A 12,023-nucleotide genomic window follows, 5' to 3' on the forward strand; every position below is an offset into this window, starting at 1 on the left:
AGAGTTGCGTAGTCTCAAAAAACCCGAGCCGGGCCGTCAGCGCGCAGAAGAGCGTGTGACGGTGATGAAATCCGTTCCCTCGCCGGTTTCCTGTCCGCTCTCCGCATCGGAGATCGACAAGGACGATCCGTCGACGAGAAGACCTGCTATCCGTGCCCGCACGCCAGTGGGCACAGATAGCCGGTCCAGCGTCGCTTGAAGCGCATTGGACACCGAAGCATCAGCGTCGATGGAAATGCCGAGACGTTTTTTCATCGACACGGACAAGTGATTTTCCAGGGAAACGCCAAACCATTTGCCGCTGCCGCTTGCTCCGTCATGATCCTGGAACTGCAGGAAATGCGTTCCCAGTGCCGCTTCCGGCTGCTCGATGTCGACGTCGGCGGAGAAGAGCGGCTGGAACCGTTGACGCACGAGGAGGATGCCGTTCGACGGCTTTTCGCGGCCGCCTTTGCGGAACACTTTGTCGATCAGGTCCGGCGTTATTCTGCCGTCAGGTGGAAGCCCCTCGGCGGATTGGAAGGCGCGTACGGCATCAAGCGTGGCGGGACCGGTCCAGCCATCTGGGACGCCGGCATCAAAGCCGAGGCTGCTGAGCAGCATCTGTAGCTCACGGATCGTCTCGCCGGCGCTCCGCCGGGTGATCAGGATGCGGATCGGTGCCGGCGATTGGCGGGAAGCGGTCGGCACGGAAGCCGTCTTGATCATTGCCACTTCGAGTGGATTGTTTTCCTTCTGGCTCAGCGCCGGACGCAGGGGAACGTCGGAAAGAGGCGCCGGCTTTACCTCAAGCGCTTGATTCGGTTGGAACAACATGGCGCTCGAAATCTCGGCCGGAACCACCTGTCGATCCGATATCAGAACGTGCATTCCGTGCCGGGTCATCTTGAACAGATTCGCCGCAAATTTGCTGGGCAACCGCACGCAACCGTGCGAGGCCGGGTATTTCGGTACGTGGCCCGAGCCATGAAGCGCAATTCCGGACCAGGTCAGTCGTTGCATGAACGGCATCGGCGCGTTCGAATAGATGTTGGACTTGTGGTGGCGGCGCTTTTCGAGAATCGAGAAAATACCCGTCGGCGTCGAATGGCCGGCTTTGCCGGTCGATACCTTCGAAGTGGCTACGACGGCATTGCCGTCATAGACGACGATCGATTGCTGCCGCGTCGAGACGATCACCTGCAGCGGTGCATCGCTGGCGGCAATGACGGACGACGCCGACGCCAGCAGGAGGGCGAACCCGCCTCCGAGAGTGAAACGCAAAACCATACTCTCATTCCAACGCAAGACCTGTCGAGCGAGCGTATCCGCCAATATTTAAGGAATTCAATCACTGCGAGCGGGCCTGCAGCGCTGTGCGTCTTTCAGACCCACAAAAGTCGCCGCAGCACCTTGAATTGCTGCGTGTTTTCGGCTCCGATTTAAGGAAACATGCGGTCCGCCCTATTGATCGCGACGCCGGTGGCCGAAGGTATAGCCGGTCTCGACAGTCGTCTTGCCGAACTTGTCGCGCAGCTTGTTGATGGCGTCTTCGGCGGCAGCGCGCCTCGTCGCTGCCGGATCCACCAGATCCGGCGGGTCGGCAAGTCCGGGAGCGGACAGGTCGCTGACGCCGATACCGATCAGCCTGTATCGCGTGCCGTCAACTTCCTTTTCCAGAAGCTGGAGGCCGGTGCGGAAGATACGATCCGCCAGACGTGTCGGGCTGTCGAGTCGCCGGTTGCGCGTGCGAAGCTTGAAGTCGGCGGTCTTGAGCTTGAGGACGACGGTTTGTCCGGCAAGCTCTGATTTGCGCAGCCGCAGTGCCACCTGTTCGCTGAGCCGCCTCAGATACGGCACCAGTTCCTCGGGGCGTGAGAGGTCTTCGTTGAACGTGGTTTCCGACGACACGCTCTTGGCTTCCCCGTCGGTCTCTACGGTCCGCTCGTCCTGGCCGCGCGACAGGCGGTAGAGCCTTTGGCCCATCGTGCCGTAGCGGCGCATCAGGTCGGCCTCCTCCATCATCTGCAACTGGCCGATCGTGCGGATGCCATCGCGTTCAAGTGTCGCGGCAAAGGCCTTGCCGACGCCCCAGATCAGCGTCACCGGACGCTCCTTCAGGAAGTCGACGGCCTCTGCCTGACCGATGACGGAAAATCCTCGCGGTTTCTGCAGGTCGGAGGCGACCTTGGCGAGGAACTTGCAATAGGACAGACCGACCGAGACGGTGATGCCGATCTCCTGCTCCACCCGCTTGGCGAATCGGGCGAGTGTTCGGGCCGGTGGATCGTGATGAAGCCGCTCGGTGCCGCTGAGATCGAGGAAGGCTTCATCGATCGACAGTGGCTGCACAAGCGGCGTCAGTTCCAGCATCAGCGACCGCACCTCACGTCCGACGCGCGAATATTTCTCCATGTTCGGCTTGATCACGACCGCCTGCGGACAGGCTTCCAGCGCTTTGAACATCGGCATGGCGGAGCGGACACCGTGAATGCGGGCAATGTAGCAGGCGGTCGAAACGACGCCGCGTTTGCCGCCGCCAATGATCACGGGTTTGTCGGCAAGCTCCGGATCGTCACGCTTCTCGATCGACGCATAGAAGGCATCGCAGTCGATGTGCGCGAGCGTCAGCGTGTAGAGCTCTGAGTGGCGAAGAAGCCGCGGGCTGCCACACGAGGAGCACCGTCGCGCCCCGGCAGTCTGCTCCTTGAGGCAGTCTCGGCAGAAGCCAGGAATCGATGCAGCGCTGTCGGGCATATCCGGAACAAATGTTGAACGCGGCGACTTTACCCTCTAGGCTACTGAGTCTCAAGGCGGAGATCGGAGGCCGTTTTGGATATCACCCTTGAATTCGAACCGGTCACCGCGCGGCGCTGGCAGGACTTCGAACAGCTCTTCGGCCGCCAGGGCGCCTTCTGCGGCTGCTGGTGCGTCGCGCTGCGACTGCCGTACGCCATCCGCACTCGGATGTCCTCCGACGAGCGCAAGGGCTTCATCAAAGATCGGATCGCAGCCGGACCACCACCCGGCATCATCGGATATAGCGAGGGCGCGCCGGTCGCCTGGGTGCAGTTGGGCCCGCGCCACGACGTTCCCCAATTCAATTCGCCGCGCACGATCTCGCGACCGCTTGGCGATCGCGAGGCCGAGGATCCATCGGTTTGGGCGCTGAGTTGCCTGTTCCTTCTGCCGCGCCTGCGCGGCAACGGCGTGAGCCACCGCCTGCTTGGTGCAGCGATCGACCACGCGCGGGCTGGACACGCCCGCTTTCTCGACGCATGCCCGATCGACCACGCCAAGCAATCGAAATCCGCGACTCTCTGCATTGGCTCCACGGCGATCTTTGACCGTGCCGGTTTCGAGACTGTAGCGCGGCGTAAGGACGGCAGACCACTGATGCGATTGGATTTGAGTCGATGAGCATGGTCGCTGTAAATCAGCGTGCATTGGCTTCGGCGGGCGATGCAGTGACAGCGCGCCGGCAGAGCCGCTTGAAGCGCGGCTCAGTTGCGTGGCGCCCAGCGTCGGAAGTGACCGCGGATCAGCGGCGCGGCCTCCGCCCAATCCGCAGCCGCATGGATGCCACGACCGGGCACCGGGGCGAGAGCGCGAAATTCTGCGTTCGCCATAAGGTTTATGAGAAGACAGGAAGGTGCGTGATCTCTTACCGAGTGGAGATTGCGCAGAATGTCGTCGATGAAGACAACAGGGAGTTCCCGACCGCCGTGCAACTGCTCGACAAGCGGGCCCTTGGGCTCCTCAGACGCGAGCAGTGGATAGGGCAGGCCGAGGGCGTCGAGCAGCGCGCGCCGTCTGGCCGCGTGCCGCGGTGGCATCGCGGTCAGAAACACGATGTCCGCCTCGGTGGAGAGTTCCGCAAGCGTCTTGACCACCTGCGCAGCCGGTGTCTGCCACTGCTCCTGCGCATCGTAGAAGGCGTCGAGCAGGGCCTTCACAGCGGCTTCGCTCGCTGCTTCGCCGTTGTTGAGATCGATGATGTTGCCGGTCAGGCGGAAGGAGCGGGGCACCAGCCTGTGCTGGCGGCTTTCGAGGAAGAGTTTGAACGGTGTCAGGAATTCAAGGGCGACTTCATCGACATCGCTGACGATCAGGGGCCTGTGCCCCAGACGAACGACGCCTTCGGGTCGGTCGGCCGCCATGCTCAGCTGTCCTCGAAGTCCGACGCGCCGGACAGAAGGTGGTGCGCCCGGACAACCTCCTCCGGCTGCGTTTGCGTCGCAGCGCAAAAAGCCATCAGCGTCGGTTCGTGGTCCATCAGGAAAGCAATCAAGCCGCCCATGAAACCCGGCTCGCCGATTGCCGTGCGCAGTGAATCGGGATCCGTACCGGTCAGGGCGAGGAAACGGGACAGAAGTTCCGGTTCGTTGGCGAGCCAAGCGAGGATGGCGATTGCTGTTTCGTCAGCGCTTTTCATGGTGTCGAATCTCTCGTCATCTTTCGCCCGAAATTACCTATTTTTCAACCAAATAGCGCTAGCCTTGCGACTGAGGAAATGGGCCGAGTCGTTGATTGTGCAACATATATGCCCTCAGTGGACTTGCAAGGCGGCGGCGGACAGCAAGGTATCGACATGCCCAAACAGGTGATGATTGTTGAGGACAACGAGCTGAATATGAAGCTCTTCCGCGACCTGATTGAGGCCTCCGGCTATCAGACGATCCAGACGCGCAATGGCATGGAGGCGCTCGAGCTTGCGCGCAAGCATCGGCCCGACCTGATCCTGATGGACATCCAGTTACCCGAGGTTTCCGGCTTGGAAGTCACGAAGTGGCTCAAGGAAGACGATGAGCTTCACGTCATTCCGGTCATCGCCGTGACCGCATTTGCCATGAAGGGCGATGAGGAGCGTATTCGTCAGGGCGGTTGCGAAGCCTATGTCTCCAAACCGATTTCGGTTCCGAAATTCATCGAAACGATAAAGACCTATCTGGGCGATGCCTGAGCGCCGGGAAAATTGAGATGACAGCGCGTATCCTCGTCGTCGATGACGTACCAGCCAATGTGAAGCTCCTGGAGGCGCGGCTGCTGGCTGAATATTTCGACGTCTTGACGGCCGGCGACGGGCAATCGGCCTTGGCGATCTGCGAAAAGACGCCCGTGGACCTGGTGCTACTCGATATCATGATGCCGGGCATGGATGGGTTCGAGGTCTGCGAGAGGCTGAAGGCGAACAGCCGGACTGCGCATATTCCGGTGGTGATGGTGACAGCGCTCGACCAGCCGTCCGATCGTGTGCGTGGACTGAAGGCCGGCGCCGACGACTTCCTCACCAAACCGGTCAATGACCTGCAGCTGATGTCGCGGGTCAAAAGCCTGGTGCGATTGAAGAATGTCAGCGACGAATTGCGCCTTCGCGCGCAGACGGCACACACGATCGGCCTGCAGGACCTCGCCCGCCCGGATCGCCCGGACGAGCCTGGCAACATTCTGCTGGTCGACGCGCGCGCGTCATCGCAGGAGCGGCTTCTGCGCGCGCTGAAACCGATCGCCGACGTCTCGGTAATATCGGATCCTCAGGCGGCCTTGTTTGAGGCGGCCGAAAGCAATTTCGACCTCGTCATCGTCAACGCGAATTTTGACGACTACGATCCGCTGCGCCTGTGCTCGCAACTGCGTTCGCTGGAGCGCACACGCTTCATACCGATCCTGCTTGTCACCGAGCAGGGGCGCGACGAGATGGTCGTGCGCGCGCTCGAGCTTGGCGTAACGGATTATGTTATGCGGCCGGTCGATCCCAATGAGCTTGTGGCTCGCTCGCTCACTCAGATCCGACGGAAACATTGCAATGACCGGCTGCGGGCGAGCGTCCAACAGACAATCGAGCTGGCGATCACCGACGATCTCACCGGCCTGCACAATCGCCGTTATCTGGACAATCATCTGAAGGTGCTGATGGACCGTGCCGCGGCCCGCGGTCGACCGCTTTCCATCTGCATTACCGATATCGACCGCTTCAAACACATCAACGATACCTATGGTCACGATGCGGGCGACGAGGTCTTGCGCGAGTTTGCCAACCGTGTGCGTGCGACTGTCCGGGGTGCGGACCTCGCATGCCGGTTTGGTGGTGAGGAATTCGTGATCGTCATGCCGGACACGACCCCGGAAATGGCGGCAATCGTCGCCGAACGCCTTCGTCTGATGGTTGAGAGCCGAGCGTTCGCTATTCCTCAGGCTGATACGGTTCATTCCGTCACGGCTTCGCTCGGCATCTCCAGCCTGAGAGCGGAGGGCGACACGCCGGAAGCGTTGTTGAAGCGTGCCGATATGGCGCTCTATCAGGCCAAAAACAACGGGCGCAACAGGGTTGTGGCGGCAGCCGCCTAACCTTGAGGGCAGCAAGTAAAGCGGCCACGCGACGGCGATTAGAATGCTCTTTGCAGGCTCTTGTTAAGTTTCTTTAAAGTTGTATTCTCCGCTGCGTCGCTGGTGCTGGGGCAAAGCATTTCCATAAGCGGCGGATTCGGCATTGTCCGAATATGAGACAGAATTAACCAAACGCCGAGCAACCTTGTTCCGGCGATTAAGAATTCGTTGATTTTTTTTTATTTTCAGGCAATGCTGATACGCATGGAAGCCTGACTTCCATCACCAATCGGTTACCCCATGATGCTCAGGTCCGCCGCATCTCCTGGGTCGTGGGGTCGGTCGGCTGGTTCTCGATGCTCGCGGATTCCTCGTGCCGCAGTCGGAAGCCAGCCGACCCCCTTTCAAAACGCCGCTTCGCAAGAGGCGGCGTTTTTCGTTTCAGTTCAGCAAGATAGAGCTACTTGGCGCTGGGACTGGCGCCCTTTTTGGAGCCGCAGTTGAAGACAACCACAGCGCCGCGCGTCTTTTCAGACGCGCAAAGAACGCTGTAGCACTTTGAATTGCTGCATGTTCTTGTCCTTTAATCGGCTTCGATTAAAGGCGACATGCAATAGCCCAAAGAAAAAGCGCCGAACCTCGCGGCCCGGCGCTTTAAACAGACAGAAACGCTGATCTTACTTGATCTTGGTTTCCTTGAACTCGACGTGCTTCTTTGCAATCGGGTCGTACTTGGTCTTCGTCATCTTTTCCGTCATCGTACGGCTGTTCTTGGTGGTGACGTAGAAGAAACCCGTGTCGGCCGTCGACAGCAACTTGATCTTGATGGTGGTAGCTTTCGCCATGGTCGTCCTGCCTTTATAGAAATGAAAGCCGTGGACAACCGGTTGCGGGCCACGGTCAAGGTTGGCGCGAAACTACAAATCGCGACCGAAAAGTCAAGACCGTTTTGGTTTCAAAACGATCCGGACCACCGAAAGCGCAACATAAAGCCCGAAGAATGCCGCGATCGCCCAGGCAAAACCGCTGTTGCCGGTAACGTCCATGGCGGCGCCGATCACCTGCGGCCCGGCAACGGTGCCGACGGCGTAGGAGAAAACGAACGCCGCGTTGGCTGCCGCAAGATCGGCGCCCTGAAGCCGGGAACCCAGGTGGCTTAGGCCGACGGTGTAGAGACCCGAAACGCATCCGCCCCAGAACAACAGCACAAGGGCCATCAGGGCCCAGCTTTCGACCAGCATGGGGAGACAGAGTGCGCCGATGAGGCCGATCAGCGTCATCGCCGAGAGGAGTGTCCGGCGATCCTTCACGCGGTCGGAAAGCATCCCCAGCGGAATCTGGAAGATGAAGTTCCCGATTCCCATCACCGTCAACAGCAGCGCCGCCTGCGATTCGGTAAAGCCTGCCCGCGTGCCGAAGATCGGGAACAGCGAGAGACCGCCCGACTCGACCGCGCCGAAAATGAAGACGGCAGCTGTTGCCGTGGGCACGAGGAATACATAGCGCATGAAATGCCGCTCGGGTTTCTCGTCGAGAACCGGACTTTCGTTGCGCGCCAGATAGATCGGTATGGCCGCAAGCAGGATCACGCCGGCGCCAACCGCGAAGGGCAATATCCCCTCGCTACCGAGAATCGAAAAGAGCAGGGGACCGCTCGCGAAACCGAGCGAAAGCACGGTGCCGTAGATACCGAGTACGAAACCCCGCCGGTTTGGAGGCGCCGTCGCGTTGATCCAGAATTCCGAGAGGATGAAAAGCACGGTGATCGCGCCGTGAAAGACGACACGCAAGGGGAACCACAGCCAGAAATTCGTAATGTAGTAAAAGCCGAGCGCGCTCGCTGCGGCAAACACTATCGCCAGGAGCATTGTTGGCGCGACGCCGTGACGGTGCGCGAACTTCGTCGTGAACGGGGCGGCCGCCATGGAAGCGAACCCGGCCATTGCCGAGTTGAACCCAATCAGCGTCGAGGGGATTCCGCGTTTCTCCATGATGATGCTGAGCAGCGGCAGCCCAAGTCCGATGGCAATGCCGACCGCCGTGATTGCAGCAACGGCCGCAATCAGCGAAAGCCAGTGAATTTCGTCAACCGGTGCAGGCGTACCGGACGGCGGCTTTGACATTCGAAAAGAACCCTTAGAGGAGCATGCGGACAAAGCGCCCACGGCGCATGAAGTAAAACGGCACTGACCTTTCACGAGGAAGGGAGGGATCCGATTCGAGGCTGCTCCTCAGGTCCGCAAGGATCGTGGCGGTGATCTCCGGTATTTGGAGGGGTGGAAGGTTGTTCACATCGATCCACTGCAAATCCTGAAGCTCCCGGCTTTCCAGAATCATCGAAGCGTCGACGTCGGCCTCATCCGCGAAAACGGCGAAGAAACGTGTGTCGAACCGCCTCGAGTGTCCCGGAGGGGTAATGGCCCGAGCCATATAGCGTAAGTTTGCAAGATCGGGAAGGAAGGGAAGTCCGGCACCCGGCTCGAGGCTTGGCTTGCCGACGCGGACGCCAGCCTCTTCGTAAAGCTCCCTCAAGGCGGCCAGAGCAAGCGCCCGCGCCCGTGCATCGGTCAGCGGCCGCCCTTCGACCGACTTCAGCGATTGCAGAACGACCGGATGGAGATCGCCTGCAAAAGCCAGCCGATGGTCGGATGGATCGCGCCGGCCGCCGGGGAAGACATAGAGGTCGGGCATGAAGGCATGGGCGCTATGGCGCTTTCCCATCAGCACGCGAACGCGCGCGTCGGACCGGTCCAGGACCATGATGGAAGCGGCGTCTCGCGGTCTTACGGGCCGGCTTCCCGGGGCGCGGGATTGCGGCGAAGCTGCGCTGCCATCGCGGCGCTCCGCCGTCATGCCGAGGCGTCTCGCGGCGGAAGGACGTCTTCCGGAGCATCCTCCTTGCCGCCGAAACCATGCATCCTCAGGGCCCATTGCAGTCCAATGACGGCCCCCTTGACCGGCTGCAGCAGTGCAAGGGAGCTGGCAAGGGTTACCGGTGCCCAGATCGCGAGATGCTGCCAGGTGGAAAGCGGCAGCAAGAGGTCGGTCATCATATAGCCGGCGAGCACAGCGTGGCCGACGATGGTGACGACGATATAAGGCGGAAAGTCGTCGGCCCGATGGTGATCCATGCGCTCGCCGCACGCAGCACAGGCATCGACGGACTTGATGAAGGCCCGGAAAAGGCGCGCATCGCCACAGGCGGGGCAACGGCCGATCAGGCCGCGCTTGATCGAGCGCATGACGGGACGGTCTTCGTCCTTCATTCCCCCAAGATGGAGCTCCTCGGTGGCCGCAGTCTTCATACCGATATCCTTCACGTCCGACACTGCATCCCTGTCGGCTGCTATCGCCTGCCTCGCGGTGCCCGCGTTCCCGGTCGCTTGCGCGCACCGGGCCGCTCACGGCGGCCGGCCTTATGGAAAGAGCGTGTTGCGGTTGGCATCTTGCGCCCTTCGCTCAGCATCTCGAAGCGGAGCGCACCGGCAAGCGGTACGGCCTCCTCCAATTTGACGCGCACCGGATCTCCGAGACGATAGCCGAGCCCGGATTTTTCGCCCGACAGGGCCTGATGGGCCTCGTCATAGATGTAATAATCGCGTCCGAGCGTAGATATAGGGATAAAACCGTCGGCGCCATAGGCGGGGAGGGTGACAAAAAGTCCCGCCTTGGTGACGCCCGAGACGCGCCCGTCGAATTCCTCGCCGATGCGACCGTTCAGGTGATGCGCAATCAACCGATCGACCGTATCGCGCTCGGCCGCCATCGCGCGCCGCTCGAATGTGGAAATCTCGGCGGCGATATCGTCGAGCGCACCTTCCTCTTGCGGCGTCGTGCCACCCGCGCCGAGGCCGAGCGCAGTGACCAGGGCGCGATGCACGACCAGATCGGCGTAGCGACGTATGGGAGAGGTGAAGTGGGCATACTTCATCAGGTTCAAGCCGAAATGGCCGATATTTTCCGGGCTGTAGATCGCCTGGCTTTGCGAGCGCAGCACGATTTCGTTGACCATGGTCTCGTAGGGTTTTCCCTCGGCCGTCGACAGGACGCCGTTGAAATGGTTCGAGCGCATGTTGCCGCCCTTGACGAGGGAGATGTCGAGCGTCGCCAGGAATTCGCGAAGCGTCTCCTGCTTTGCAAGCGACGGCTGGTCGTGAACGCGATAGATCAGCGCCTGCTGCTTCTGTTCCAACGTCTCTGCCGCCGCGACATTCGCCTGGATCATCATTTCCTCGATCAGCTTGTGCGCGTCGAGGCGTTCCGGCACGAAGACGCGGTCGACGGTGCCGTCTGGCTTCAGGATGATCTTGCGCTCCGGCATGTTGAGCTCAAGCGGCTGGCGCCGGTCACGTCCGCGCGTGAGTATGCGGTAGGCCTCCCACAGCGGCTTGAGGATCGTTTCCAGGATCGGTCCGGTCTTGTCGTCCGGCGCCCCGTCGATCGCGGCCTGAGCCTGGTTGTAGGAAAGCTTGGCGGCGCTGCGCATCATGATGCGATGGAACGTGTGTCCGGCCTTGCGACCCTCTTTCGAAAACCGCATACGGACAGCGAGCGCGGGGCGGTCGACACCTTCCTTCAGCGAGCAGAGATCGTTGGAAATGCGCTCGGGCAGCATCGGCACGACACGGTCGGGAAAATAGACCGAATTCCCGCGCTTCAACGCTTCGAGGTCGAGTGCAGACTTTGGCTGGACATACCAGGAGACGTCGGCAATCGCGACAGTGACGATCATGCCGCCCGGATTGTCGGGCGAGGGATCGGGCTCCGCATAGACGGCGTCATCATGATCCTTGGCGTCGGCCGGATCGATGGTGATCAGCGGCAGCGAGCGCCAGTCCTCGCGGTGTTCCATCGTCGCCGGGCGTGCTGCCTCGGCCTCTTTCAGCACCCGCTCGGAAAAGACATAAGGAATTCCATGCGCATGAATGGCGATCATCGAGATCGCCTTCTCCGATGCAACGGAGCCGATGACGTTCTGCACCTGGGCGCGCGGCAGACCATACCGCCCGACGCGGGCAAGATGCACTTCCACAAGATCGCCGTCCTGAGCGTTATTGGTGAAATCCGGGTCGACCAGGATCTCTTCGCCGCGCTTATCGATCGGCATCAGCCGTCCACCGCCGCCAGGCGTGGGGCGAAAGACGCCGAGCACGGCATCCTTGCGCTTGTCGAGGACCTTGATGATGCGGGCCGTATAGGCAGGGCCGCCGCGGTCCTTCGAAGGAAATATCTTCGCCAGTACCCGATCGCCGAGACCGCCGACGGGTGTCTTGCCCTTTGCCTTGCCGACAGCGGATTGCTTGATGAGAACCGCGGGCGCGACGCCGTCGTCGTCCAGCCACTCCGCCGGTCGGCCGATCAATTCGCCGTCGATGTCACGGATTGTGATGTCGAGGACCGTGACGGGCGGCAGAGCGCCGGGACGCACGAGCGATTTTCGCTTCTTCTCGACCAGCCCGTCCTCTTCCAGCGAGCGCAGCAGTGCCTTCAGTTCGACGCGTGCCTCTCCCTTCAGGCCAAAGGCCTTGGCGATTTCCCGCTTCGAGGCTTGCTGCGGGTTTTCGGCGATGAACCGCATCAGCACATCGCGCGGCGGAACCGCGCCGTGAACGATCGTCTCCCTTTCGGCAGCAGGTGCCGGCTTGGCCGCGCGGCCGTTCTTCTTGCCTGCGCCCTTTCCGGGCCGTTCGGTCGGGTCGCGCGGAATTCTGGTCAAC

The 12,023-nt window shown here is 61.2% G+C and carries 12 protein-coding genes; 3 read left to right on the forward strand and 9 right to left on the reverse strand.

Annotated elements, in window-relative coordinates; all coding sequences use genetic code 11:
• Positions 1-36 precede the first annotated feature (36 nt).
• Positions 37-1,263: a L,D-transpeptidase family protein gene (locus tag FKV68_RS06835; RefSeq protein WP_180941433.1), complete on the reverse strand. Its 1,227-nt coding sequence runs from the start codon at positions 1,261-1,263 to the stop codon at positions 37-39.
• Between the two features lie 180 nt (positions 1,264-1,443).
• On the reverse strand, positions 1,444-2,736 hold the full coding sequence (locus FKV68_RS06840; RefSeq protein ID WP_180940789.1) for a DNA polymerase IV: 1,293 nt from the start codon (positions 2,734-2,736) through the stop codon (positions 1,444-1,446).
• Positions 2,737-2,811: 75 nt separating this feature from the next.
• Between FKV68_RS06840 and FKV68_RS06845 the strand changes: the two genes are divergently transcribed.
• Positions 2,812-3,399: a GNAT family N-acetyltransferase gene (locus tag FKV68_RS06845; RefSeq protein WP_180940790.1), complete on the forward strand. Its 588-nt coding sequence runs from the start codon at positions 2,812-2,814 to the stop codon at positions 3,397-3,399.
• An 83-nt stretch (positions 3,400-3,482) separates the two neighbouring features.
• Here FKV68_RS06845 and FKV68_RS06850 read toward each other — a convergent pair whose 3' ends face one another.
• On the reverse strand, positions 3,483-4,139 hold the full coding sequence (locus tag FKV68_RS06850; protein ID WP_180940791.1) for a hypothetical protein: 657 nt from the start codon (positions 4,137-4,139) through the stop codon (positions 3,483-3,485).
• 2 nt (positions 4,140-4,141) lie between these two features.
• Positions 4,142-4,414, reverse strand: coding sequence for a DUF3572 domain-containing protein (locus FKV68_RS06855; protein ID WP_180940792.1), 273 nt, complete (start codon positions 4,412-4,414; stop codon positions 4,142-4,144).
• A gap of 156 nt (positions 4,415-4,570) precedes the next feature.
• Between FKV68_RS06855 and FKV68_RS06860 the strand changes: the two genes are divergently transcribed.
• Both FKV68_RS06860 and FKV68_RS06865 read left to right on the forward strand, forming a co-directional pair.
• Entirely contained in the window at positions 4,571-4,942 is a 372-nt protein-coding gene (locus FKV68_RS06860) for a response regulator (protein ID WP_037382972.1), read from the forward strand.
• Positions 4,943-4,959: 17 nt separating this feature from the next.
• Positions 4,960-6,327, forward strand: a complete 1,368-nt coding sequence (locus FKV68_RS06865) for a PleD family two-component system response regulator (RefSeq protein WP_180940793.1) — start codon at positions 4,960-4,962, stop codon at positions 6,325-6,327.
• A gap of 656 nt (positions 6,328-6,983) precedes the next feature.
• Here FKV68_RS06865 and rpmG read toward each other — a convergent pair.
• The 5 genes from rpmG to rnr form a co-directional block, all read right to left on the reverse strand.
• The gene (gene rpmG / locus FKV68_RS06870; RefSeq protein ID WP_153436600.1) at positions 6,984-7,151 is read right to left on the reverse strand and encodes a 50S ribosomal protein L33; all 168 of its coding nucleotides are present in this window, start codon (positions 7,149-7,151) and stop codon (positions 6,984-6,986) included.
• A gap of 93 nt (positions 7,152-7,244) precedes the next feature.
• Positions 7,245-8,429 (reverse strand): MFS transporter, encoded by a 1,185-nt coding sequence (locus tag FKV68_RS06875; RefSeq protein ID WP_180940794.1) that lies wholly within the window; start codon positions 8,427-8,429, stop codon positions 7,245-7,247.
• A gap of 13 nt (positions 8,430-8,442) precedes the next feature.
• A complete protein-coding gene (locus FKV68_RS06880) occupies positions 8,443-9,159 on the reverse strand; it encodes an NUDIX hydrolase (protein ID WP_180940795.1) in 717 nt (238 codons plus the stop codon).
• On the reverse strand, positions 9,156-9,611 hold the full coding sequence (locus FKV68_RS06885) for a DUF983 domain-containing protein (RefSeq protein ID WP_180940796.1): 456 nt from the start codon (positions 9,609-9,611) through the stop codon (positions 9,156-9,158). Before FKV68_RS06885 ends, FKV68_RS06880 begins: the two co-directional genes overlap by 4 nt.
• A gap of 41 nt (positions 9,612-9,652) precedes the next feature.
• The gene (gene rnr, locus FKV68_RS06890) at positions 9,653-12,022 is read right to left on the reverse strand and encodes a ribonuclease R (protein ID WP_180940797.1); all 2,370 of its coding nucleotides are present in this window, start codon (positions 12,020-12,022) and stop codon (positions 9,653-9,655) included.
• Between the last annotated feature and the right edge of the window lies 1 nt (position 12,023).

Source organism: Sinorhizobium mexicanum (assembly GCF_013488225.1).
GTDB lineage: Bacteria > Pseudomonadota > Alphaproteobacteria > Rhizobiales > Rhizobiaceae > Sinorhizobium > Sinorhizobium mexicanum.

Excerpts from the sequence above, each read along its gene's own strand:
- FKV68_RS06885 (WP_180940796.1), bottom strand. The coding sequence starts at position 9,611 with ATGAAGACTGCGGCCACCGAGGAGCTCCATCTTGGGGGAATGAAGGAC.
- FKV68_RS06875 (WP_180940794.1), bottom strand. The coding sequence starts at position 8,429 with ATGTCAAAGCCGCCGTCCGGTACGCCTGCACCGGTTGACGAAATTCAC.
- FKV68_RS06855 (WP_180940792.1), bottom strand. The coding sequence starts at position 4,414 with ATGAAAAGCGCTGACGAAACAGCAATCGCCATCCTCGCTTGGCTCGCC.
- FKV68_RS06880 (WP_180940795.1), bottom strand. The coding sequence starts at position 9,159 with ATGACGGCGGAGCGCCGCGATGGCAGCGCAGCTTCGCCGCAATCCCGC.
- FKV68_RS06860 (WP_037382972.1), top strand. The coding sequence starts at position 4,571 with ATGCCCAAACAGGTGATGATTGTTGAGGACAACGAGCTGAATATGAAG.
- FKV68_RS06850 (WP_180940791.1), bottom strand. The coding sequence starts at position 4,139 with ATGGCGGCCGACCGACCCGAAGGCGTCGTTCGTCTGGGGCACAGGCCC.
- rpmG (WP_153436600.1), bottom strand. The coding sequence starts at position 7,151 with ATGGCGAAAGCTACCACCATCAAGATCAAGTTGCTGTCGACGGCCGAC.
- FKV68_RS06865 (WP_180940793.1), top strand. The coding sequence starts at position 4,960 with ATGACAGCGCGTATCCTCGTCGTCGATGACGTACCAGCCAATGTGAAG.
- FKV68_RS06840 (WP_180940789.1), bottom strand. The coding sequence starts at position 2,736 with ATGCCCGACAGCGCTGCATCGATTCCTGGCTTCTGCCGAGACTGCCTC.